General features: G+C 29.5%; 20 protein-coding genes and 1 riboswitch. All 20 genes read left to right on the top strand.

Annotated features, from left to right (window positions below):
- Positions 1–117: 117 nt before the first annotated feature.
- Positions 118–1,611, top strand: a complete 1,494-nt coding sequence (locus J1C67_RS04090; RefSeq protein ID WP_089969443.1) for a 4Fe-4S dicluster domain-containing protein — start codon at positions 118–120, stop codon at positions 1,609–1,611.
- A 121-nt stretch (positions 1,612–1,732) separates the two neighbouring features.
- Complete coding sequence (locus J1C67_RS04085) at positions 1,733–2,413, top strand: TVP38/TMEM64 family protein (RefSeq protein WP_167866941.1); 681 nt, start codon at positions 1,733–1,735, stop codon at positions 2,411–2,413.
- Positions 2,414–2,498: 85 nt separating this feature from the next.
- Entirely contained in the window at positions 2,499–2,783 is a 285-nt protein-coding gene (gene groES / locus J1C67_RS04080; RefSeq protein ID WP_089969449.1) for a co-chaperone GroES, read from the top strand.
- Between the two features lie 15 nt (positions 2,784–2,798).
- Positions 2,799–4,427, top strand: coding sequence for a chaperonin GroEL (gene groL, locus J1C67_RS04075; RefSeq protein ID WP_089969452.1), 1,629 nt, complete (start codon positions 2,799–2,801; stop codon positions 4,425–4,427).
- 223 nt (positions 4,428–4,650) lie between these two features.
- Complete coding sequence (locus J1C67_RS04070; protein ID WP_089969455.1) at positions 4,651–5,046, top strand: type II secretion system protein; 396 nt, start codon at positions 4,651–4,653, stop codon at positions 5,044–5,046.
- A 125-nt stretch (positions 5,047–5,171) separates the two neighbouring features.
- Entirely contained in the window at positions 5,172–5,921 is a 750-nt protein-coding gene (locus tag J1C67_RS04065; protein ID WP_089969459.1) for a prepilin peptidase, read from the top strand.
- Between the two features lie 139 nt (positions 5,922–6,060).
- Positions 6,061–7,752 carry a GspE/PulE family protein gene (locus J1C67_RS04060; RefSeq protein WP_089969464.1) on the top strand — a complete coding sequence of 564 codons (1,692 nt, stop codon included), beginning with the start codon at positions 6,061–6,063 and terminating at the stop codon, positions 7,750–7,752.
- A 14-nt stretch (positions 7,753–7,766) separates the two neighbouring features.
- Positions 7,767–8,969, top strand: a complete 1,203-nt coding sequence (locus J1C67_RS04055; protein ID WP_167866942.1) for a type II secretion system F family protein — start codon at positions 7,767–7,769, stop codon at positions 8,967–8,969.
- Between the two features lie 55 nt (positions 8,970–9,024).
- The gene (locus tag J1C67_RS19625; RefSeq protein ID WP_279286190.1) at positions 9,025–9,462 is read left to right on the top strand and encodes a prepilin-type N-terminal cleavage/methylation domain-containing protein; all 438 of its coding nucleotides are present in this window, start codon (positions 9,025–9,027) and stop codon (positions 9,460–9,462) included.
- Between the two features lie 105 nt (positions 9,463–9,567).
- A complete protein-coding gene (gene pilM / locus J1C67_RS04045; protein WP_089969472.1) occupies positions 9,568–10,767 on the top strand; it encodes a type IV pilus assembly protein PilM in 1,200 nt (399 codons plus the stop codon).
- A gap of 12 nt (positions 10,768–10,779) precedes the next feature.
- Complete coding sequence (locus tag J1C67_RS04040; RefSeq protein WP_089969475.1) at positions 10,780–11,328, top strand: PilN domain-containing protein; 549 nt, start codon at positions 10,780–10,782, stop codon at positions 11,326–11,328.
- A 1-nt stretch (position 11,329) separates the two neighbouring features.
- On the top strand, positions 11,330–12,583 hold the full coding sequence (locus tag J1C67_RS04035; RefSeq protein ID WP_089969479.1) for a hypothetical protein: 1,254 nt from the start codon (positions 11,330–11,332) through the stop codon (positions 12,581–12,583).
- Positions 12,584–12,592: 9 nt separating this feature from the next.
- The gene (locus J1C67_RS04030) at positions 12,593–13,489 is read left to right on the top strand and encodes a type IV pilus modification PilV family protein (RefSeq protein WP_167866943.1); all 897 of its coding nucleotides are present in this window, start codon (positions 12,593–12,595) and stop codon (positions 13,487–13,489) included.
- A 33-nt stretch (positions 13,490–13,522) separates the two neighbouring features.
- Positions 13,523–15,613 carry a pilus assembly PilX N-terminal domain-containing protein gene (locus J1C67_RS04025; RefSeq protein ID WP_167866944.1) on the top strand — a complete coding sequence of 697 codons (2,091 nt, stop codon included), beginning with the start codon at positions 13,523–13,525 and terminating at the stop codon, positions 15,611–15,613.
- A 13-nt stretch (positions 15,614–15,626) separates the two neighbouring features.
- Complete coding sequence (locus J1C67_RS04020) at positions 15,627–16,217, top strand: PilW family protein (protein WP_089969488.1); 591 nt, start codon at positions 15,627–15,629, stop codon at positions 16,215–16,217.
- Positions 16,218–16,266: 49 nt separating this feature from the next.
- Positions 16,267–19,674 carry a vWA domain-containing protein gene (locus J1C67_RS04015; protein WP_167866945.1) on the top strand — a complete coding sequence of 1,136 codons (3,408 nt, stop codon included), beginning with the start codon at positions 16,267–16,269 and terminating at the stop codon, positions 19,672–19,674.
- Between the two features lie 155 nt (positions 19,675–19,829).
- Positions 19,830–19,927: riboswitch (purine riboswitch) on the top strand.
- 175 nt (positions 19,928–20,102) lie between these two features.
- Entirely contained in the window at positions 20,103–21,554 is a 1,452-nt protein-coding gene (guaB, locus tag J1C67_RS04010; protein ID WP_089969496.1) for an IMP dehydrogenase, read from the top strand.
- A 135-nt stretch (positions 21,555–21,689) separates the two neighbouring features.
- A complete protein-coding gene (gene guaA / locus J1C67_RS04005; RefSeq protein ID WP_089969498.1) occupies positions 21,690–23,222 on the top strand; it encodes a glutamine-hydrolyzing GMP synthase in 1,533 nt (510 codons plus the stop codon).
- 278 nt (positions 23,223–23,500) lie between these two features.
- On the top strand, positions 23,501–24,853 hold the full coding sequence (locus tag J1C67_RS04000) for a glucose-6-phosphate isomerase (protein WP_089969501.1): 1,353 nt from the start codon (positions 23,501–23,503) through the stop codon (positions 24,851–24,853).
- Positions 24,854–25,297, top strand: a complete 444-nt coding sequence (locus J1C67_RS03995; RefSeq protein ID WP_167866946.1) for a YaiI/YqxD family protein — start codon at positions 24,854–24,856, stop codon at positions 25,295–25,297. It begins immediately after the preceding gene.
- Positions 25,298–25,340: the final 43 nt, after the last annotated feature.

Raw genomic sequence — 25,340 nt, 5'->3', positions numbered from 1 at the left:
TACCAAATACTTAGACCATTTATATTTTAAGATGACTAAATTGAAAAAAACAAATTAAAATATAGGGAAAAAAATGGTATAATAAATATAGAAATTTAAGAGGGGAGAATAGAAATTATGATACAATTTGAAAATCAACTTAAAAAATTAAAACATGAGGTGTTAACAGAAGTTGCAAAACTTGCAAAAGAAGATAAATTAACCCCTTTGGAAATAGAAAAAATTCCTTATGAGATAATTAAAGGGGACAAGCCTCAATATAGATGTTGTGTTTATAAGGAGCGAGCTATAGTTTTAGAAAGGTCGAAATTAGCAGCTGGGTACTTAGCTAATGGTGATAATGTTAATGATGAATTTATAGATATTAGTCCAGATGATCAAATAATATATGTAATAGAAGCAGCTTGTGATAAATGTCCAATAAATAGATATAACGTAACAGATTCTTGTAGAAATTGCTTGGCACATAAATGTAAGGAGACTTGTAATTTTGGTGCAATAAGCTATATTAATGGAAGAGCGTATATAAATCAAGAGTTATGTAAGGAATGTGGTATGTGTAAAAAAGCCTGTCCTTATGATGCTATATCGGATGTTATGAGACCTTGCAAGGGTTCTTGTCCAACAGGAGCTTTAGAAATAGATCCAGAAGATAGAAAAGCTATGATAAAGGAAGAGACTTGTGTAAACTGTGGTTCTTGTATGTCTGCCTGTCCTTTTGGAGCTATATCAGATAAAAGTTTAATTGTGCCAGTAGCTAAAGGATTAGCTAAGGGTAAAAATCTGTATGCAGTTGTTGCACCAGCTATTACAGGTCAGTTTGGAATGAAAACAACTTATGGCCAAATAAAAAATGCAATTAAAAAATTAGGGTTTAAAGATATGGTAGAAGCTGCTTGCGGTGCTGATGCAGTAACTATTCATGAAAGTAATGAATTTATAGAAAGAATGGAAAATGGAGATAAATATATGACAAACTCCTGCTGTCCAGGCTTCTTAACATATGTAGAAAAAATGTTTCCAGGAGAGCTTAATAAAGTTTCAGGAACAGTATCTCCAATGGTAGCAACAGGAAGATATATAAAATCACAAGATCCAGAGGCGAAAGTTGTATTTATAGGGCCTTGTACAGCTAAAAAAAGTGAAGCAGTACGAGAAAGTATAAAAGATGCAGTAGATTACGTTTTAACTTTTGAAGAGTTACAGGCACTATTCTCAGCTTTTGAAATTGAGGTAGCAGAATGTACTGATGAAATAGTTGATGATGCGTCTATATTTGGAAGGGGCTTTGGGGTCCATGGAGGTTTAACAGCAGCTATAGAAAACTATGTTAAGGGTGAAAAATTAGAAATAGACTTTAAACCTGTAAAGGTAAGTGGCGGAGCTGAAATTAAGAAAGCAATGACTATGGGGAAAATAGGAAAGCTTCAAGGAAATTTTATAGAGGGAATGATGTGTGAAGGCGGATGCATAAACGGAGCTGGAACATTAGCAACAGCAATGAAGGCGAAAGCACCATTTACAAAAATAAATTTAGGTACAACAATAAAGGCTGTTTTAGATAATAAAAAGATAGAAGAGTATAAGAATATAAATTTAGAGAGAGAATAGAAATATAAGGCATATAAAAAATAACAAGCCAAGATAAAAAATGCACTAGCATATTGGCTTGCTATTTCTTTGAAGATTACAAAAGGATGGGTGAGTATACTTGGAAAAACAAATTAACTTTATGAAAAAACAAAAAAATAAAATTGTAGGATTAGTTATAATTTTAATATTAATATTAGCATTTAGAAAGTATTTGACAGAGTATGCTCATTACTTTAGAAACCCAGAGGAACTTAAATCATTAATTTTAAGTTTTGGTAACTATTCATTTTTAGCATATATAGTTATACAAATTGCACAAATTATAATTTTCTTTATTCCAGGAGAATTAGTTCAAATAGCTGGTGGATATATATTTGGGTCTTTTAATGGGTATATATTATCATTTGTAGGAATTTTAATAGGAAGTGCTTTTAGTTTTATATTAGCAAGAATACTTGGGAAAAAATTTGTGGAGAAAATAGTATTTAGCGAAGATAAATGGATATTTAGAAAAATAGAAGAAATTAAAAAACATCCAGGGAAATTTAAAAAATTAGTGTTTATATTGTACTTAATACCAGGAATCCCAAAAGATATATTAGGATACATATGTGGCGTGACAGATATAAGCCTAAAAGACTTTTTAATAATATCAATGATAGGGAGAACACCAGGATTGTTTATATCTTGTTTCTTTGGAGGTAATATAGCTAAGGATAATTTGGTGATGTTAGCACTAATAGGAATAGTATGTGGAGTAATATTTATATTTAGCGTGGTAAAAGGAAAGCGGTTTATAGCTAATTTTGGCAAAAAATAATTATAATATTGTTGGCACTCTTGAGCAAAGAGTGCTAATATTATTAGTAAGAAAAGAATAATATATATTATAAGGAGGGGTTTTTATGAACATTAAACCACTTGGAGACAGAGTAGTAATTAAAAAGTTACAAGCAGAGGAGACAACAAAAAGCGGTATAGTTCTAACTGGAGCTGCAAAAGAAAGACCACAAGAAGCAGAAGTTGTTGCAGTAGGGCTTGGAGCTATAGTTGATGGGAAAAGAGTAGAAATGGAAGTTAAAGTTGGAGATAAAGTTTTATACTCAAAATATGCAGGATCAGAAGTAAAGGTAACTGGAGAAGAATATACTATATTAAAACAAGAAGATATACTAGCGATAGTAGAATAGAGGGGGATAAATTTTATGGCTAAAATTATTATGTTTGGAGAAGAAGCTAGAAGAGCTATGCAAAGAGGTGTAGATCAATTAGCGGATACAGTAAAGGTAACTCTTGGACCAAAAGGTAGGAATGTAGTTTTAGATAAGAAGTTTGGTTCGCCACTTATAACTAATGATGGAGTTACAATAGCAAGAGAAATAGAACTTGAAGATCCTTATGAAAATATGGGAGCTCAACTTGTAAAGGAAGTTGCAACTAAAACTAACGATGTTGCAGGGGATGGTACAACTACAGCAACTCTTTTAGCTCAAGCAATTATAAGAGAAGGTCTTAAAAATGTAACAGCTGGAGCAAATCCAATGTTAATTAGAAATGGTATAAAAATGGCTGTTGATACTGCTGTTTTAGAAATTAAAAATATTTCTAAACCTATATCAGGAAAAAATGATATTGCAAGAGTTGCAGCTATTTCAGCATCAGATGAAGAAATAGGTGAATTAATAGCTAATGCTATGGAGAAAGTAGGCAGCGAAGGTGTTATAACTATTGAAGAATCTAAATCAATGGGAACAGAGCTTGAAGTTGTTGAAGGTATGCAATTTGATAGAGGATATGTGTCCGCATATATGGTTACAGATACAGAAAAGATGGAAGCTGTTTTAGATAATCCATTAATTCTTATAACTGATAAGAAAATTGCAAACATACAAGAAATACTTCCTATATTAGAACAAATAGTTCAAGCTGGGAGAAAGCTTGTGCTTATAGCAGAAGATATTGAAGGTGAAGCTATGGCTACTTTAGTGGTTAATAAGCTAAGAGGGACATTTACTTGTGTTGCTGTTAAGGCACCAGGTTTTGGAGATAGAAGAAAAGAAATGCTACAAGATATAGCTATTTTAACTGGCGGTCAAGTTATTGCAGAAGAGCTTGGAATAGATATTAAAGAAGTAACTTTAAATATGCTTGGGCAATGTGAAAGTATGAAAATCACTAAGGAAAGTACTACTATAGTTAATGGTAGAGGTGATAAGAACCTAATTAAAGATAGAGTTAACCAAATAAAATCTCAAATAGAAGAAACAACTTCAGAATTTGATAAAGAAAAGTTAACAGAAAGGTTAGCTAAACTTGCTGGTGGAGTTGCTGTTATAAAAGTTGGAGCAGCTACAGAAACTGAGCTTAAGGAAAGAAAGCTAAGAATAGAAGATGCCCTTAATGCAACTAAGGCAGCAGTTGAAGAAGGTATAGTTCCAGGTGGTGGAACAGCTTATGTAAATGTAATTAATGAAGTTTCAAAGTTAACTTCAGAAGTTGCAGATATTCAAGTAGGAATTAATATAATAGTAAGATCCTTAGAAGAACCAATGAGACAAATAGCAACTAATGCAGGCGTTGAAGGTTCTGTTATTATAGAAAAGATAAAGCATAGTGAAGTAGGAATGGGATACGATGCATTAAATGGAACTTATGTAAATATGATTAAAGCAGGAATTGTTGATCCAACTAAGGTTACAAGATCAGCACTTCAAAATGCAGCATCAGTAGCATCAACATTCTTAACTACAGAAGCCGCAGTAGTAGATATTCCACAAAAAGAATCTGCTATACCAGGTGGAGCACCAGGAATGGGAATGGATGGAATGTACTAAAAGTAATTTAAAAGAGCCTATATTAGTTTATAGGCTCTTTTAACGTATAATAAATTAAAAAAGTAGAATTTATAATTAATTTATTATAAAATAGAATGTGTGAATAAAAGAAGAAAGTTAGGAAAGTATGTAGAAAGTTAATATTAGTAAGATTAAAATATAATAAAGGTCGCAAGTATTACTTTAAGAAATTTTTATATGAAAATCATTGGAGGATGAAGCTGTGTTTAAAAATAGTGAAAGCGGTAAAAGTAAGGGGTTTACGCTGGTAGAAATAGTAGTTGTACTAGCAATTATAGGTATACTAGCAACTATAGTAACTCCCAATTTAACCTCGTACATAAAAGAATCAAAAAAAGTTAGAGTTATTGAACAAGCAAGGAAGGTTGTAATATCAGTAGAAGCAGTTAATACAAAATCACCTAACTTAATTGAAAAAAGTAAAAAAATAAATGAAATAAAAACAAAATTAGGAGGACTTATAACAGATGAAGATATAAATTTATTAGATCCATCTAATAAAACGGTTCAAGATTGTTATAACGTAATAGATTCTGAAAACTATACATTTACTATAGGTGATAGTAATGAAGTAGTTAATATAAACTCAATTAAATAATAGATGAACAAAGTGTAATGAGTATTTTAATAAAATAGGTTTAATGTAATTATAAGCAAAGATTTTTTTGAATCTTTGCTTATAATTACATTAAACAGAATATTATGAAAATTGGAGGAGTTAAAATGATATTATTTGTGTTGTTAATAGGATTAATTATAGGTAGTTTTTTAAATGTATGTATTTATAGGATAGCTAGAGAGGAATCTATTTCATATCCGCCATCGCATTGTACAAGCTGTGGGTATGAGCTTAAATGGAAAGATTTAGTTCCGGTAATAAGTTATTTATTTATAAAAGGTAAATGTAGAATGTGTAAAGAGAAAATTTCCATAAGATACCCTATAGTTGAACTTGTAAATGGAATTATATATTGTATGTTATTTTTAAAATTCGGAATTACAATTGTATTTATTAAATATTGTGTTCTAGCATCAATTTTAATAGTTATAGGGATGATAGATTACGATACTAAGTTTGTATATAGATCAACGACAATATTTGCATTAGTTACTGGATTTGTTTTTGTAATAATAACTTGGGTTATGCACAAGAATGGTGTAGTAGATAGTTTAATAGGTGCGCTTATAGGCTTTGGTATTATATTCTTAATCGTGATTTTAACAAGGGGCATGGGTGAGGGTGATATAGAGATAGCAACGGTTTGTGGATTGTTTCTAGGCGTAAAAGGAATAGGTATAACATTGTTTTTATCAGTTTTAATAGGCGGAATAACAGGTGTAATTATTCTTTGCTTAAAGAATAAAACTGGAAAAAGCGAAATGGCATTTGGACCTTGCTTAGCGATTGGCTCAATTATCACTATGATGTGGGGATCTGCAATTTTCGATATATATATCAAAGCAGTTTTTTAATAATTAATTTAATACTATTTAATAAAATTTAATAGTATATTTTACCAAAAATTCATTGAATTTCAAAAAAAGTTATTATATAATAAATAGTAATCTTGGAAAAATAATGAAAAAGAAATGTGGACAAGGAGTGAGTTTTATGGTAATTAGTGAAAAAAAAAGACTTGGTAATATACTTGTAGATGCAGGTAAAATTAATCCATTTCAATTACAAAATGCTTTAAAAACTCAAAAAATGTTAGGGAAAAAACTTGGAGAGGTGTTAATTGAAAGTAACATAGTATCTGAAGACGATATAATACAGGCAATTGAGGGTCAAACAGGAATTAAAAGAATAGATTTAAATAATGTTAAATATGATAAAAAAGCTATAAAGCTTGTATCGCAAAATTTATGTAACAAATATGTGCTAATTCCTTTTGGATTCGAAGGGACTAAAATAAAAGTTGCATTAGCAGATCCATTAAATATTTTTGCAATAGATGATGTATCGATATCTACTGGATTAATTGTCGAATCTTTTATTGCTAAAAAGTGTGAGATACAAAAGTTTATTGAAGTTAACTATAGTAGTCAGGAAGTAAGTATAGCAGCAGAACAATTGCTAAAAGAAACTATACATTCTAAAAATATAGTAGAAAATATTGAAGAAATGAATGATATTAAGAATGCTCCAGTTGTTAAAATGATTGAGCATCTATTTAAAAATTCGGTAGAAATGAGAGCATCTGATATACATATAGAGCCTTATGAACATGAAATAAGAATTAGATACAGGATAGATGGAGAGCTTCAAACAGTTAATATATTAGGGAAAGAAAGTTTAGCTCCATTAGTGACTAGAATAAAAATATTAGCGGGATTAAATATAGCAGAAAAGAGAGTGCCACAAGATGGAAGAATAATTACTAAAGTGGGTAATAATGATGTAGATTTAAGAGTATCAATTTTACCAGTAGTAAATGGAGAAAAAGTAGTTATAAGAATATTAAATAGAAGTAGTTATAAAGTCGGAAAAGAAAGACTTGGACTTACTAAGGAAAATCTTAAAAAAATAGAAAATATAATTGTAAGCCCTCATGGAATAGTTCTAGTTACAGGGCCTACAGGTAGTGGAAAATCGACAACTTTATACACTCTATTAAGTGAATTGAATTCAGATGGAGTTAATATTGTTACAATAGAAGATCCCGTAGAATATACCCTAAATGGAATAAACCAAGTAAATGTGAATACAAAAGCTGGTATGAGTTTTGCAAGTGGGCTTAGAAGTATATTAAGACAAGATCCAGATATAGTAATGATTGGAGAAGTTAGAGATGATGAAACTGCTAAAATAGCAACTAAAGCAGCTATTACAGGGCATTTAGTTTTAACTACATTACATACTAACGATGCTCCGTCATCAGTAACAAGACTTATAGATATGGGGATAGAACCTTATTTAGTAGCAACATCTATTGCAGGAGTTATTTCTCAAAGATTAGTCAAAAACATATGTTACCATTGTAAAGAATCATATGAGGCATCAGAATATGAGAGAAATATACTTAAAATTGAGAAGGACAAGCTTTTAACTCTTTATAAAGGAAATGGATGTGGATACTGCAATAATACGGGGTATTTAGGTAGAAGTGGTGTTTATGAAATAATGGAGATAACAAGGGAACATAGAGATGCTATAAACACAACTAGAGATCCTAATGTACTTATGGATATTTCAATAAAAAATGGAATGAGTACACTTGGAAAAGAATGCGAAAAGTTAGTTCTGCAAGGGGTAACAACAGTTAATGAACTAGCGAATATAACATTATTAACAGATATATAGGAGGTGAATAAATCTTGAAGAAGTTTAAATATAGAGCTATGAAAAAAGATGGTGGGAAAATAGATGGGGACTATGAAGCCAATTGTGAAGAAGATGTTATTTCAATGATAACATCTAATGGATATTATCCACTGAAAATTGAAGAAGTTATTGAAAGTGCTAAAATTGAATTTAAATTTCGTGAAAAAGTAACCTCTAAGGATATGTCTATTTTTTGTAGACAAATGTACACAATGCTTGATGCCGGTGTATCTATAAATAACGCACTTAATATGCTTTCAAATCAAGTTTCAAATAAAAAGTTAAAAACTACTTTAGCAGAAGTTGAAGAAGCAGTTAAAAAAGGTGAAATGCTTTCACAATCAATGGGAAAACATAGCACTGTATTTCCTAAACTTCTAATTAGCATGATTGAATCAGGTGAGGTTAGTGGTAATTTAGATGAAATGATGCTTAGAATGTCAGTTCATTTTGAAAAAGAAACTAAAATGAATAATAAAGTTAAAGCGGCAATGACATACCCAGCTATTTTAAGTGTAGTTGCAGTAAGTGCAGTAATGTTTATTATGACCTTTGTTATGCCAACATTTATTGAAATGTTTGAAACAGAAGGTATAAAATTACCATTAGCAACAAAGATATTAATGGGTATAAGTAAATTTTTAAGTAATAATATTATGCTTATTATACTTGTAATAATATTAACAATTATTGCATTTAAGTTCTATAAGAAAACAGAGAATGGTCTAATGAGGCTAAGTGAAATAAAGTTAAAATTTCCTATTATAGGTAATTTAAATAAAAAAATAATAGTTTCAAGATTCACAAGAACTTTATCTACTTTATTATCATCAGGAGTTTCTTTAGTACAAGCACTTCCGATAGTTGCAGGTGTTTTAGGAAATAAAATAGCAGAAGGTGAGATTTTTAAAATTACAGAAAGAGTAGTAAGGGGAGATGGCTTAAGCGAACCAATAAGAGAATGTTATATATTCCCGGAAATGCTAGCCTCAATGGTTAGTATAGGAGAAGAATCAGGATCTCTAGATGACATATTAAATAAAACAGCAGATTTTTATGATGAAGAAGTGGAACAAACAATACAAACGACAACAGCACTTATAGAGCCACTACTAATAGTAGTAATGGGAGTCGCTATAGGGTTTATAGTTATTTCTATAATGCTGCCAATGTTTAATATGTACGGCGAAATGTAGATTTAAATTAAAAATTTAAATAGATAAACAAACAAAATTCAAGGGGGAATAATTAATGATTAAAATTTTAAACAAGAAAAAGAAAAGTAAAGGATTTACTCTTATAGAGTTAATCATCGTTATTGCTATTATTGGGATATTAGCAGCAGTAGCATTACCTAAATTTGGGCAAGTTAGAGAAAATGCTAGAATAAAAGCAGATTTAGCAAATGCAAAAACTATACATTCAGCTACTTCTATTTTAATTACAGAGGGAGCAGTTAAAAATGCTATTGATAAGAAGGCTAAAACTATATTATTAGATGGTATTGAGGATGTAAAGGATACAGAGTCTATTGCAGGAGAAGAAATTGCTATAAAAAAATATTTGCAAAATATACCTAAAAATGAATCAGGTACAGCAGGTGGATATTTTACAATTACTATAGATGAGACAGGTAGCGTAACAGTTACAGCTTTAAAAGCTAGTGCTGGTACTACTTATCCACAATAATAAAACAAATAGTAAAAACTGAAAAAATTAAAGTGTAAAGCTATCTAGCTTTACACTTTAACATATAATTTGAAATAAGAAGTAACATATAGAAGAGGTGAAAAGATGTCAGAAAAAAAGAAAATAGATTTTTCTAAGCTTAAAAAGTTAGGGGAAATGGATATAAAAGATTTAAATAAGATATTTTCAAAAAATAGTAGTTCAAGCAAAGCTACATCGAATAGTAAATTTAAAAAGATGGTTAAAGCTAGTATGGAAAAACCAAAGAATATTTTAGCTTTTGACATTGGTTCAAGTTCTATAAAAATGGTAACTGGAAAGTATTTTAAAAATAAGCTTACAATAAATAAGTTAATAGACATACCAACTCCAGAGGGAACAGTAGGTGATGGAAAAATATTAGGTAAGCAAGCTTTAGCTGATATGATACAATTTGCATTAAAAGAAAATAGAATAAAGATTAAGGATGTAATATGTACTACAAATTCATCTTTAGTAATAAATAGAGAAATAGTAATACCTAAGGTAGAAGAAGAAGAAATGGAAACTGTAATAAGATATGAAATAAAACAATATCTACCTATAAATCTAAACGATTATATAATTCAATTTGTAGTTTTAGATGAAATTATAGATGATGATGGTGCTAAATTAAAAGTTAGTGTTATCTCTTATCCAGAAACAATGGTATATGCATATTATGATTTATTAAATTCATTAGAATTAAACCCATATAGTTTAGATATTGCATATAATTCTTTAAATAAAATTGTTAATTACTCAAACCTTAACGAAGATAATGGAGAAATTTTAGGTGGTGCTGTTGCTTTTGTTGATATGGGAGCAACCTCTATTAATGTGACTATATTGAAAAATGGTAAATTAGATTTTACTAGAATAATAAAGACTGGCGGAGATAATATAAATTATGCCTTAAGTCAAAGTTTAGATATGTCAATAAAATCAACAGAATCTACGAAAATTGAAAAGGGAAACCTATTAGATATAAGAGAAGATGACATTGTAAATACAACAATAAGACAAGTTATAGATGAAGGTTTAGAAGAACTTGAAAGAATACTACAGTTCTATGTAAATAAATCATCAGGTATAGAAATAAGTAAGATTTATATATATGGTGGGGTAGCTAATACCGAAGGTATAGATTTATATATGGAAGAAAAGTTAAAGATTAATGTAGAAAAAATAACAAAATTAAATAATGTTGATTTTTCTTCAAAGGAGCTATTAGAAGAACCGATTGGTGAGTTTATAAATGCAATAGGAGCTATTATAAGATTATAGGAGGAGAAATATATGAGAAGAGATATAAATTTCTTTAGCCAATATCAAGGTAAAAAGAAAGAGAAAAAAAATCAAGATATTTATATATACTCCTTACTAGGTTTCTTAGGGGTACTTATAATAGGATCATTGTTATGGAATAGTACTAGTCTACTTTTAACAAATAAGAAAATAAAGGAATATCAAGCTAAACTAGAGGAGCCAGAAATACAAGAAAAAATAACAGAGTCAGATGAAGTAAATAGCAAGTTATCTATATTGAAAAATTATGATAAAGAGCTAGTTACAATATCTAAGAGCTTATATAGCAGAGAAATTGTAACAACAAATATATTAGATAAGATAAGTTCAACGCTTCCAAGTGAAGTAACTTTTAATAGTGTTAATATCACAAATACAGATATTAATATACAAGCAGAATCTACAAAAAGAACTGCTATAGGTGAAATAGAATATAATTTAAAACAATTAGATAATGTTCAAGATGTCTATATTGGTGGAATATCAGGGGAAGAAAAATATACCTTTGATATAAAATGTGTTTTAAAGGATGTTGAATAATATGAAGATGAGTAAAAAAGAAAAGTATTTATTAGGTATTTTAGGTACAGTTTTAATTAGTATATTATATTATCAATTTATTTATATTAATCAAGTTAAGAAGCTTGATGTAAAGAAAAAAGAGAAGGTTGAAATAGAAACTAGACATGATGAGGTTTTACAATCTATAAAAACATTAGAAAGCAGAAAAGAAAATTTAAAAATTCTAAATTCAAGTATATTAGAAAAATCATCTGATTTTTATCCAACTATATTACAGGAAAAGATTATATTAGAAATAGATAAGCTTTTAACTGATAGTGGACTAAATGGAAATATTGCTTTTAGTCCAATTGAAGTAGCTTCAGTAGAAACAATGGTAGCGCCTGAAGTGGCAAAGGCTGAAAGTTCAATGAAAATAATTGCTGATGAATATAACGGTAGCTATAAATCAGAAGAAGAAGCAAAGAAACAAGAAACGCCAAATGCAGGTAAAGATGAAAAAAGTGGTGAAAAAGTAGAATCGCAAACAGGTGTTGCAACTGCGGAGCAATTAAAAGTAGCTATTAATTTTACAGGAAGTTATGATACTTTGAAAAAATTTATTTTATCAGTTCAAGAATATAAGAGAAAAGTTGTAATTACTAATGTTGCAATTACTCCAAAATCTGAAGCTCAAGTTACTGGAACTATGAATATTGAGTTCTATGCAGTGCCTAAATTAGGTGATGATGATGCAGCTTATTTAAAGTGGACTATGGAAAGTGTACATGGAAAAGATATACTTTTTAGTACAGGGGCTGCAAGTGGAGCTTATAATTCAACAGTAGAAGAACAAGGAACAAAAGTAGATATAAATGATTTTGTTATGATGTTAAGACCAACTAGTTCAGAATTACCTGTATTAACTATTGGTAAGGCAAAAGATTCTTCAAGAGAAACTTATTTATATTCTGATAATGCAAAAATTGAAGATGTTGAGATTGAGTTTAATGAAGAAAATGAAAAAATATATTATAAATACAAAACAACAAAAGATTTTTATCCTAAAAGTAATACAAGTGTAGGTAAAGAAATTACAACTATTTCTAAGGATATAGTTATGGAAATAACAAGTGAAGCAAGAACTTCAACTAATGATAATTCAACAGTGAAATTAAAGGTAATTAATAACACAAAGAAAAATGTTAATCTAATTATTAAAAGTGACGACAATAGTAATCCGAGAGTTTCTGTAGTGAGCGAAGGAAATACAGTTAATGTTACTAAAAAGTAGGTGCTAAAAATGACAAATAAATATACAAGAAAAAAAGGGATGACATTAATAGAGGCAATCATTAGTGTTGCCCTTTTCAGCATTTTAATAATACCTATATCAGGTTTAGTTATGACTGCTATGCAAACAAGTAAAAAGGCAGAAGCAAATCAAGAGGCATCATATGTAGGTCAAGGCATATTAGAGGAAATGAATATTTATGATGAAATTATTATAGATAAAACTAGTAATAGTTTTAAATTGCTAGATGGTGGTGAAATTAATAGGGAAATTTATATTGATAGTGAAGGAAATAGTCAGTATAAGTATAAAGGAAATGTCATTAGAGATGATTTTAATGTTGAAGTAACATTGAATAAAGATAGTAATTTTGAATATAAACCTAGTAGTGATGCAGATAGTGATGATAGCAAAATGGATTTTGTATTAAGATTATATAATAATGTATCGGGTAAAACTGAAGTCAAATGTGGTAATAAATTTAAAGAAATACCTAATGATTTAATACTAAAGATAGATGAGTTTGGAAATATGACTTTGAATGATAAGAAAACAAACATAGAGGTAGTACAAGAACCTAAGGTATCTAATAGTAATAATAAAATTTCAATATATTTAGATAAAACTTTTAGTAATAACAAAATAAGTATAGATGTAAAAAATGAAAATAAAAAGGAAAATGTAGTTGATAAGAAGGAGGTTTTAGAAGTATATATAAAAAGTTCGAAAGATGTCACAGATAAACTGAATGTTACTGGTACAGAAGGTAAAGTTAAAGTTTATGAAAATATAGTAGATATTCCTAGGGGCGAAATGGGCGATTTATATAATATACAAGTTGATATCAAAAAAAATAGTGATGTTTTATTTACTGGAAAAACAACTAAAAATATAGTTTTTAAATAATATTTCATTTATTTATGGGGTGGTGATTAGGTAATGAAGAAGAAGAGAAGAGGATCAAGTTTAATTATTGTTATTATAGTTATGGCTATTTTATTTACTACTGGATCAGCAATTCTTACATTAACAGCAAGTGATTATAAAATGAGAACAAATGCAAGTAAAAAGCTAGAAAATCTTTATGCTGCAGATTCAGGTCTTGATATTGTTGAGAATGTAATACTTAAAAACTCTGAAGCAGCTATTATTTATGCTAATAAGAAGATTAAAGAAAAATATGATGGTCAAGAAATGACTAAGGTTTTATATGAAAAGATAAATGTAGATTTTAAGGCTGAATTTATTAATTTTCTAGGTAAAGAAGCATTAGGTAATGGTATGGATAGTAAAAAAGATGCAATACTTGCTCAAGGAATTATAAATGGAAAGTATAAGGTATTAAATTCAGCTGGGGATGAATTTATTTGGAAAGAGAATATTGATAAAAAATCTGAAATTGAAATAATTGAATATAAGTATGTTGAGTATAAAGGTACTATAATAATTAAGATTAAATCTACTTTTGAGACTATGAATAGAGAAATTAAAAATAAAAAAATTCTTACAACTAAGTACACCGTAGGTATCCCTGATTATAAAGAACCTATATCAAGTGACAGTGTATTAATAGACATATATCCAGTATTTGATGCAAAAGTTATAACGGCTGATGGAAATTTAACATTAAAAGGTAAGGCTGAAGTAAAAGGCGATATATGGGTAAAAGGAGATAGTGAATTAGGTGAAAATCCAGCCTATGCTTTTGATAAGTATAGGGGTGGTATCTCTGTCGAAAATGGTGAATTGAATTTAAAAGGAAATATAATTACAAATAGAACATTACATTTAAAGAATAAATCTAAGGCTATTGTAACAGGGGATGTTTATGCGTTAAACGCTTATGTTGGAAAGTCTGATAAAACAGGAAGTTCAAAAGATAATAAATTACAAATAGAAAAGGAAGATAATATAGGCGGAAATCTTATAGTAAATAATGATTTATCTCTAAATGCAATAAATAGTAATGTTAGTATGAATAATTTTTATGGAATAAATGATAAAACTGATGATTCACTTACAAATATAAGTAAAGCAATGAAATCAAGTAGTATTATTGTTAATGATACTAGCGATACATCAACATTAACAGTTACTAATGATACTTATATAATGGGAGTTGCTTATATAAATACATTAGAAGATAAATATCAAACTGGTGAATCGGTAGCTATAAAGGGAAACTATATAGCATATTCTGATGTATTGCCAGGATATGAAGATAAAGTAACTTTAAAATATTATAATCCACTACAGTTAATTGAAACTATAGACGGAGGAGAGACTAAAGCTAGTTATTTCAAAAAGTATTATGAAGAAAATAAGAATAGGCTTAGAAATGGTGGAGTTTATTTAAATAAAGAAAATGTATACTCAACAGGAGCATACGTTACAAAAAATAAAGATGATAGTAGCAGTGTGGGTAATAAGGCTATTAATATTGCTAATGTAACAGAAAAAAGAAAAGAGTTTGCTAAAAATGTATTTTCAATGGGGAACACAAATAAGGATGAAACATCTCTTTATGAAGCTGGAAAAGTTTCGAAAACAGTAGAAAGTGAGATAGATTTTACTAGGGCGCTTTCTACAACTAGTATAAATGAAACCTATGGTAAACTTAAATTAAATAATGACTATAGCAAAACTGTTGTTATAAAAGGAAAAGATGATATAGAAACTTATGACAATAGTAAATACATTGTAATTGATGGCAGTAAAGCTTTGAAAGCTGTAATAATAACTAATGGAGATGTTATAGTTACGGGTGAAGTAGATTTTACTGGCAATATAATAGCAAAGGGGAATATTGAGATTAGTAATAATAATAATAAATTAACATATGACTCAAATATAACAAGAAAAGTTATAGCAGCTAATTATGATGTTCTTAAGGATATTTTAAAGACTGGGACATCAATTGGTCAGGAGGCTGATATAGCTATAGGAGATAAGATAAATATAGATATAACAACAGACGGATATAATCTGAAAGGATTACTAAAAACTAGTAACTGGAAAATAGTAAAGTAAAGAGGTGAGGAGAATGGCAAAGAAATCGACGGGATTTACAATAATTGAGCTAATTATAACATTAGCACTTACAATATTAACCCTAGGGGTAATTTATACATTCTTCTTCTCAAGTAATAAAACAATATCTACTACCGAGTTGAGTTTAGAATTACAATCTGAAGCAGAAGTTATTCAAAAAGAATTAATAGAACTTTCAACACAGGCGACGGAAATAGTACTAATTAATACAAGTAAAAGTGAAAGCATAAATTATAAGGCATTAAATACTGAAGGTAAATTAGATATAACTAGCTTGCAAATTAAATCATATGATGATGCATCAAGTAGTGATGTTTTATATAATTTAAAATTGGTAAATAAGGAACTTAAAATTCAAGATAAAAATGGAAATGATATAAAAACATTATCAAAAAATGTTAAGGCATTTAAAATTAGACCATTAGACATTAATATGGTAGGTAGTAGTGTGCTAGATAAGGAAAAAGCTAATTTTAAAGATTCGCCAGGGCTAGAGTTTACTGTAGATTTAGAAACAGTAAAGGGCTATTCAAAAGTTGAATACACTGCACGTGCAATAGCTAAGTTTAGAAATAAAGAGTAGGTAGAAATTTAAAAAGAGTTTAAAAAAATAGGGAGGGGGATAAGACCTTATGAGATTTCAGTGGAAGGGAAGTAAAGAAAATTATAATAAAAAAGGTTTTTTAAAGATAAGTAGTAGTTTATTATTGTGCATATTTATTTTAGGCTTAATAGTTATACCTAAAAGTGAACCTGTTAGTGCAGATGAGATAAAGCCAAAAATAGATGTAACCTATTTAGGAAGTAAGCCACAAGAACCAATGACCGGTCAAGATATTGAAGTTAGGTATCAAGTAACACCACAGCCATTTCAATATAAGATAGTAAAACCAAAAGAGATTGTACTAGTTTTAGATGGATCAGGGAGTATGAATGACAATAATAAAATAGGGAATTTAAAGGCTGCAGCTAATGCATTTATTGATAAACTTAAGCCAGTAGAGAATTTAAAGATTGGAATAGTAGTTTACAATTATATAGCTAAAATAAATCCGACTGAAAATAAAAGTATTAATGAAAATGAATATTTATTAGATGTTAGAGACCCTAGGTTAAAAGCTGTTATTAATAATATAAAACCTTATAGTCAAACGGGTACAGGCGATGGATTAAGAGTGGGAGAATTCTTATTACAAAAAGGTGATCCTAATGCAGATAAGACGTTAATATTAATGTCAGATGGAGAACCAACATGTTATTCGATAAAAAAAACAGGTCAATATTATGAAAAAATAGATGGTTTCAATTATTTGGAAAATTCTAACGAGATAGATATTAGGGTAGATGATTATGCATATAGAGGTAAATCGGGATTAGAATATGCTACAACAATAGGCGATATAATTAAGAAAAAAAATCATAATATATTTTCTATTGGATATGGGTTAGGTTATGCTAATAGTTCTAGTAATATTAAGATGCAAAAAATACATACTTCTATGGGTGGTGTAGTTAATAAAGATCCAAGTGATATTAATAATACATTCTTTGCAAGTGATGAAGGGGCTATAGAAAGTATATTCGGAAAAATTGCAGATAAATTATTGAAGTCGTATAGTATTAACGATGTTAAGGTAAATGGGTATTTAGGGAGCGGGCTTACTGCTGTAGACGGGTTTGAAGTTAATGGTAATAATAAAGATGTAATAAGTGTACCGCCAATAGTTTATGAGTTAACTAAAATTAACGGAGAAGATTGGTACACTGCTAAACCTATAATAATAACATTTAAAATTAAAGCTAATGAAGCGGGGAAGTATCATATATTTGATTCTAATAGTAAACTTGAATATACAGCTGTAGATGGGAAAAAAATATCTATACCAATTACAGGTGATTCAATAGTAATAAAAAAGTTTGCTATTGAGGATTCAAAAAAATTGCAGGTTGATTTTTATCCTGAAAAAAGTGGATATTTAATGGGTGATTCAGCAAAGGTAGTTGCTGGTTTTACTAAACCAGAGGGCGATGAATTTAATTTTAATAATGCTAAATTTGATATAACTAATGGAATACCTATAGCTATTGAACTAAAAGAAGGAAAGCCAGGTTTAGATTTTGGGACAATAAATGACGGAGTCCCTACACAACAATATAGTTTTAATATTAAAGATAATATAACAGAAAGTACAAATGAAACAACTAGCCATATAATAAATGGCAAATATTCGTATATAGTTAAACAAGATGGTAGTACAGCTGAGATATCAGGCAGTAAAGATGCTGCTATTAATATAAAAAGAGGTTCCGTTTTAGCTGAAATAGTTGATATAAATGGGGAGAAAATTAATAGCGGAATAAAGGTATCTCTACAGGATACATCAACAAATAGCACTTTTTCAACTAGAGAATCAAATGAGATTACTAATGGTATTGTAAAATTTAATACTATACCAACAGGTAATTATAAGATGACATTAACAAATATTCCAGCGGGATATGAATTTAAAAATGGAAAAGAAGCTATTGTTAGTGTTAATTATGAAAATAATATAGCTAAATATACATTTGTGTTAAATGATATTAGTAGTATAAGTGTAAATCCAAATATAAATATAAATTACAAAAGATCTATTCCAGAAAATCCGACAGTTGGAGAAAATATTGATGTAGATTATGAAATAGTACCAGAATCATTTAAGTTGAGCAAATCTGAGCGCGAAGAGATTGTATTAGTTTTAGATGGATCAAATGTGAATAAATTAAAAGTTGATGCTAATAAATTTATACAGAATCTCAAGACATTTATGAATGGTTGGCATCCAGAAGGGATTTTATATAATGTTAAGATCGGAATTGTAGTTTATTCTTCTGGAGCTAATATATATGAAACGAATAGTAGTGAAATATTGATAGATAAAGATGATGGTGGGTTTGAAAAATTTATTAATGGGATAGAACCATCAAAAGGTGAAAATATAGGAGAAGGGTTAAAAAAAGCAGAATATATATTAACACATCCTGAGAAGTCCAGTGTAAATGCAAATAAGACAGTGATATTAATGTCAGAACTACCAACTGAATATGATATGAAAATGGGTAGTGTAATTAAAGATAAAGGTTATAATGTGTTCACTATAGGATATGGGTTAGGTAATAAGGATAAAGAAAAGAAAATGAAAGAGATACATTCTTCTATGGGAGGAACAGACAAAACATTTTTTAAAAGTGGAACTGAAGTTATAGGCAATATAATTGAAAAAATGAATAGTAAAGAGTCATTACAAAAATACTATAGAGTTAATAATTTAGAGTTGAAAGTTAGGACTGGAGATGCATTTGATGAAGTAGATGGTAATAATAAAGCACATACAATAAAAATTCCGGAAATAATTTATGAAAAAAATGAAAAAAATCAGCAGTATGAAGCAAAGAAGATACCAAAAACATTTAAAATAAAAGCCAATAAGCCAGGAGAACATTATGTATTTAATGAAACTAATGAAAATTTAATGGAGTACACGAATTCTAAGAATGAAAAAATTTCTAAAAAGATTCCAAATCATAAAATAAATATTAGTGATAGCATTTATGAAATTAAGCACGGATTGTATGAGGGGGTTAAAGATAATCAAATATATATTAGTGAAGAAAATGTAACTATTGCTGGTGGAACTAATGTAAATTTTGGAGCTGAGTTTACAATAAAATCGACTATTCCAACAATAAAGCTAGATATTGATAAAAACTATGAGAATATAAAAAATATTAAAGTGTATAAATTAGTTGAGGGTAAATTAGTGGAATTAGGTAGCGAGATAGTACAAGGTACTGACACCACTAATGAAAAATCATACAAAATAGTATTGCCTAAAGGAATATCGACTGGCACTAAAATATTAATAAGATATTCAGCTAAATTACCTAATAGTAAAAAAATAGAATATATAAACAGTATTAAGGTAGGATCATCCCTAAAAAATGCAACGGTAACTACTACAGATACTGATGAGAAAGATAGGTTGCCAGATTTATTTTAAAAGATAATATTATAATAAAGGAAGATTTATATAAATAGGTCTTCCTTTAATTTTTTTCCAACATTATTTGAAAACCAATTGAAAAAAATTGCAATATTAGTTGCAAACTTATTGACAACTATACACCCTAGTTATATAATAATTTTAAATTAATAATAGTTGCACATTTTATTGCTTGTATATCCCCTGAATATGGCAGGGCGTATCTACCGGAAACCTTAAATTTCCGACTATGAGTGAATTTAATTGCTATACCCATAGGGATAATAGGCATATTAACTTCACTTAGAGGTTTAATGTGCTTTTTTTTATATACAAAAAACGGAAATATAAGAATTAAAACTTGCATAAAAATCGAAAAATGAATTAAAAATTTCAATAAGGCATTTTAAAATTTAAAGATGCCTAAAATAGGGGGAAATACATATATGGCTAAAATTATTAAAACAGCTTATACTTTCGATGACGTGTTATTAGTTCCAAATAAGTCAGAGATATTACCTAAGGATGTAACTTTAAAAACAAAGTTAACTAAGAAAATTACTTTAAACATCCCACTTATAAGTGCAGGAATGGATACAGTAACAGAATCTAAAATGGCAATATCAATGGCGCGTGAGGGCGGTATTGGAATTATACATAAAAATATGTCAATAGAAGCTCAAGCTAAAGAAGTAGATAGAGTTAAGAGACAAGAAAATGGAGTTATAACTGATCCGATATTCTTAGGACCTGATAACACTCTTCAAGAAGCTGAAAACTTAATGTCACAATATAGAATATCTGGTGTTCCGATAACTGTTGATGGTAAATTAGTTGGAATATTAACAAATAGAGATGTAACTTTTGAAACAAATTTTGAAAGAAAGATAAGTGAAGTTATGACTAAGGAAAACTTAATTACTGGAAATGAGCATACTTCAGTAGAAGAAGCTAAAGAGATATTAAAGAAGCATAAAATTGAAAAATTACCTTTAGTAGATAAAGATGGATACTTAAAAGGTTTAATAACTATAAAAGATATTGAAAAAACTAAGGAATTTCCAAATGCAGCTAAGGATGAAAGAGGAAGACTTTTATGTGGGGCAGCGGTTGGAGTAACTGGAGACATGCTTGAAAGAGTTGAAGCTTTAGTTAAGGCTCAAGTAGATGTTATAACTATAGATACAGCTCATGGACATTCAAGAGGCGTATTAGATGCAGTTAAAAGCATTAAATCAGTATATCCAGAAATTCAAATTATAGCAGGAAATGTAGCTACAGCAGAAGCTACTAGAGATTTAATTGAAGCTGGAGCAGATTGTGTTAAGGTTGGAATAGGACCTGGATCAATTTGTACTACAAGAGTAGTTGCAGGAGTTGGGGTACCTCAATTAACAGCAGTTATGGATTGTGTTGAAGAAGGAAGAAAAACTGGAACACCAATAATTGCAGATGGTGGAATTAAATATTCAGGAGATATAGTTAAGGCGTTAGCAGCAGGCGCATGCGTTGCAATGATGGGATCATTACTTGCAGGTTGCGATGAAGCTCCAGGAGCTATGGAAATTTATCAAGGAAGAAGCTATAAAGTTTATAGAGGAATGGGATCTCTTGGAGCTATGAAATGTGGTTCAAAAGATAGATACTTCCAAGATGGAAACAAAAAGCTTGTACCAGAAGGTGTTGAAGGAAGGACAGCTTATAAAGGGTCTGTAATAGATACTGTATTCCAACTAGTTGGTGGAATAAGATCAGGTATGGGATACCTTGGATCAAAGGATTTTGAAACATTGTACGAAACAGCTACTTTTGTTGTTCAAACAGCATCAGGACTTAGAGAATCACATCCACATGATATAAATATTACAAATGAGGCTCCAAATTATAGCGTTAATTAATTAAGATATAAAAAATAACAATGGTTAAATTTTGTCCATTGTTAGTTTTAAACATAGTTAAAGGTTGAAAACTTACATATATAATAGTAGACAATATATAAGATGAAATAAAAAATACTTTTTTGGAGGATACGAATGCAAAGAGAAATAGTTTTAATAGTAGATTTCGGTGGACAATATAATCAATTAATAGCAAGAAGAGTAAGAGAATGTGGGGTTTATTGTGAAATAATACCTTATAAATGGACTTTAGATAAAATAAAAGCTAAAAATCCTAAGGGTATAATATTTACTGGTGGACCAAATAGTGTTTATGGCGAAAATACACCTAAGGTAGCAGATGGAATATTCTCACTTGGAATTCCTGTACTTGGAATATGTTATGGAGATCAATTAATGGCTCATAGGTTAGGTGGGAAAGTTGAGACAGCTCCAGTTAGAGAATATGGAAAAACTAATGTAAACTTAGATAATTCTTCAAGATTATTTGCTGGAATAGAAAAAGCTGAAACTTGCTTTATGAGTCATACAGATTATATTTCAAAGGCACCAGAAGGTTTCAAAATAACAGGATTTACAGATGTATGTCCAGTGGCAGCAATGGAAAATGAAGAAAAAAATCTATATGGAGTTCAATTCCATCCAGAAGTTGAACATACTCCATTTGGTCAAAAAATGCTTTCAAACTTCTTACATGATATATGTAACCTTGGAAAATCATGGACAATGGCTTCCTTTGCACAAGAAAAAGTTGATGAAATAAAGAAACTTTGTGGAGATAAAAAAGTGCTTTGCGCATTATCAGGTGGTGTTGATTCATCAGTAGCAGCTATGATAGTTCATAAAGCTATAGGTCATAACTTAACTTGTATATTTGTTGATCATGGTCTTTTAAGAAAAAATGAAGGTGATGATGTTGAAAGAGTATTTAAGAAAGAATTTGATATGAACATTATAAGAGTTAATGTTCAAGATAGATTCCTTGGAAAATTATACGGAGTATCTGATCCTGAAAAGAAGAGAAAGATAATTGGAGAAGAGTTTATAAGAGTATTTGAAGAAGAAGCTAATAAGCTTGGAGAGATAGATTACTTAGTTCAAGGAACAATTTATCCAGATGTAGTTGAAAGTGGAACTGAAACTTCAGCAACTATTAAATCACATCATAATGTTGGGGGGCTTCCAGAGGATATGAAATTCTCTCTTGTAGAACCTTTAAGAGAATTATTTAAAGATGAAGTAAGAGCAGTTGGAGAAGAACTTGGAATTCCTCATAAATTAGTGTGGAGACAACCGTTCCCAGGACCTGGACTTGCAATAAGAGTTCTTGGTGAAATAACTGATGAAAAGCTAGAAATAGTTAGAGAATCGGATTCAATATTCAGAGATGAAGTTGCAAAAGCTGGTCTTGATGAAAGCATATGGCAATACTTCACTTGTCTTCCAAACATAAAATCAGTAGGAGTAATGGGAGATGAAAGAACATATTGTCACACTGTAGCAATAAGAGCAGTAACATCAAGTGATGCGATGACTTCAGAATGGGCAAGATTACCTTATGAATTATTAGACATAGTATCTCGTCGTATAGTAAATGAAGTTCCAGGAGTAAACAGAATTGTTTATGACGTAACTTCTAAACCACCAGCAACTATCGAATGGGAATAAAAATAAATAAAATATCATATTAAAATAAAAAGAAGAGATTAAATAGATTAATAAAATATTTAATCTCTCTTTTTTATTAATATTTTTGTTACTAATTTTATAATTTTTAAACAAAAAAATATACAGGTATGAATTAAATAGTAGTAAATACAAATAACTATAGTATAATCTGGGTGAAATAAGAGCAAAATATGTAATGGATTATTATGGTGAAGCTAAGAATTGTGATATAATAATTATTGAGTAAAAGAAATTCAATAATAGACGGAGGTATAGTTATGAAGAAAGGTTTAGTATTAGATTTATCTAAGGTAGCACCCTATGCACAAGAAACTGAATTAAATTATATGGAAGCGATGGTTAATGCTACTCATGAAGTTTTACACAATAAAACTGGAGCAGGAAATGAATTTTTAGGGTGGCTTGATCTACCTGTTAATTATGATAAAAATGAATTTGACAGAATAAAAAATGCTGCTGAAAGAATTAAAAAGAATTCAGAAGTGTTAATAGTTATAGGAATTGGTGGATCTTACCTTGGGGCAAGAGCTGCTATAGAAATGTTAACTAACAATTTCTATAATTCATTAGGAAGTAAGCACAGAAAAACTCCAAAGGTATTCTTTGTAGGAAATAACATAAGTTCAACATATATTACTGATTTGTTAGAAGCTATAGAAGGCATGGACATTAGTGTTAATGTTATATCAAAGTCAGGTACAACTACGGAACCTGCAATAGCATTTAGAATATTTAAAGACTACATGGAAAAGAAATATGGTGTTGATGGAGCGAAGACAAGAATATTTGCAACAACTGATAACAGCAGAGGTGCATTAAAATCATTATGTAATGAAACAGGATATGAAACTTTTGGAATTCCTGATGATGTTGGTGGAAGATTCTCAGTGTTAACAGCGGTTGGTTTATTACCAATAGCAGTAGCTGGAATTAACATAGATGAAATGATGAGTGGAGCAGCAGATGCAAGAGAAGAATATTCAAAACCTTCATTAAAAGAAAATGATTGTTATAAATATGCTGCAATGAGAAATGTTTTATATAATAAAGGTAAAAAAATTGAAGTTTTAGTAAACTATGAACCTTCAGTTCATTTCTTTAATGAATGGTGGAAACAATTATACGGAGAATCAGAAGGTAAAGATCAAAAGGGTATATTCCCAGCAGCAGTGGACTTTTCAACTGATTTACACTCAATGGGACAATTTATCCAAGATGGTTCAAGAAACTTATTCGAAACTGTTATAAACATAGGAAAGGCTAAAAAAGAAGTTGTTATAGGAACAACTCCAGGAGATACTGATGGATTAAACTTCTTAGCTGGAAAAACTATGGATTTTGTTAATAAGCAAGCATTCAAAGGAACTTTATTAGCTCATAATGATGGTGGAGTACCTAATATGATACTAAATGTTCCAGAAATAAGCCCATATTACTTTGGATATATGGTTTACTTCTTTGAAAAAGCATGTGCAATGAGTGGATACTTACTAGGAGTTAATCCATTTGATCAACCAGGAGTTGAAATGTACAAAAAGAATATGTTTGCTTTACTTGGAAAACCAGGATATGAAGAGTTAAAAGCAGAACTTGAAGGAAGACTTAAGTAAGTGAAAATTATAGTAGATGGAGATGCCTGTCCGGGCATCTCCATCATTCAAAGAATAGCAAAAGAAAATAATTTAGAATTAATTGTATATTGTGATATACATCATATTATTAACTTAGAATATGGGGAAGTTAAGGTTGTAGAAAGTGGTTTTCAAAGTGTGGATATGTATGTAGTAAATCTTTGCAAGTCGAATGATGTTGTAATAAGCCAAGACTATGGAGTTGCAGCCATATGTTTAGGTAAAAAAGCAAATGTAATTAATCCAAAGGGATATCTGTATACTAATGACAACATAGATAAGATGCTAGAAGAGAGACATTTATCACAAAAAATTAGACGTGGTGGTGGAAGAACTCAAAATGCAAAAAAGAGGACCACAGAAGATGATTTAAGGCTTGAGAAGAGTTTAAAAAGAGTTGTAGAATGTAATATAAAAGAGTAAACTGTAGAAATAAAGCTATAGTTTGCTCTTATTTTTTTATTTA

It is taken from the genome of Clostridium gasigenes (assembly GCF_017348895.1).
In the GTDB taxonomy this organism is placed as follows: Bacteria; Bacillota; Clostridia; order Clostridiales; family Clostridiaceae; genus Clostridium; species Clostridium gasigenes.
This window is presented reverse-complemented; position numbering and strand designations above follow the sequence as displayed.

Coding starts and splice junctions, on each gene's coding strand:
- J1C67_RS04085 (WP_167866941.1), top strand. CDS start 1,733: ATGAAAAAACAAAAAAATAAAATTGTAGGATTAGTTATAATTTTAATA.
- J1C67_RS04015 (WP_167866945.1), top strand. CDS start 16,267: ATGAGATTTCAGTGGAAGGGAAGTAAAGAAAATTATAATAAAAAAGGT.
- guaA (WP_089969498.1), top strand. CDS start 21,690: ATGCAAAGAGAAATAGTTTTAATAGTAGATTTCGGTGGACAATATAAT.
- J1C67_RS04025 (WP_167866944.1), top strand. CDS start 13,523: ATGAAGAAGAAGAGAAGAGGATCAAGTTTAATTATTGTTATTATAGTT.
- J1C67_RS04090 (WP_089969443.1), top strand. CDS start 118: ATGATACAATTTGAAAATCAACTTAAAAAATTAAAACATGAGGTGTTA.
- guaB (WP_089969496.1), top strand. CDS start 20,103: ATGGCTAAAATTATTAAAACAGCTTATACTTTCGATGACGTGTTATTA.
- groES (WP_089969449.1), top strand. CDS start 2,499: ATGAACATTAAACCACTTGGAGACAGAGTAGTAATTAAAAAGTTACAA.
- J1C67_RS04020 (WP_089969488.1), top strand. CDS start 15,627: ATGGCAAAGAAATCGACGGGATTTACAATAATTGAGCTAATTATAACA.
- groL (WP_089969452.1), top strand. CDS start 2,799: ATGGCTAAAATTATTATGTTTGGAGAAGAAGCTAGAAGAGCTATGCAA.
- J1C67_RS04000 (WP_089969501.1), top strand. CDS start 23,501: ATGAAGAAAGGTTTAGTATTAGATTTATCTAAGGTAGCACCCTATGCA.
- J1C67_RS04065 (WP_089969459.1), top strand. CDS start 5,172: ATGATATTATTTGTGTTGTTAATAGGATTAATTATAGGTAGTTTTTTA.
- J1C67_RS04060 (WP_089969464.1), top strand. CDS start 6,061: ATGGTAATTAGTGAAAAAAAAAGACTTGGTAATATACTTGTAGATGCA.
- pilM (WP_089969472.1), top strand. CDS start 9,568: ATGTCAGAAAAAAAGAAAATAGATTTTTCTAAGCTTAAAAAGTTAGGG.
- J1C67_RS04030 (WP_167866943.1), top strand. CDS start 12,593: ATGACAAATAAATATACAAGAAAAAAAGGGATGACATTAATAGAGGCA.
- J1C67_RS04035 (WP_089969479.1), top strand. CDS start 11,330: ATGAAGATGAGTAAAAAAGAAAAGTATTTATTAGGTATTTTAGGTACA.
- J1C67_RS04040 (WP_089969475.1), top strand. CDS start 10,780: ATGAGAAGAGATATAAATTTCTTTAGCCAATATCAAGGTAAAAAGAAA.
- J1C67_RS19625 (WP_279286190.1), top strand. CDS start 9,025: ATGATTAAAATTTTAAACAAGAAAAAGAAAAGTAAAGGATTTACTCTT.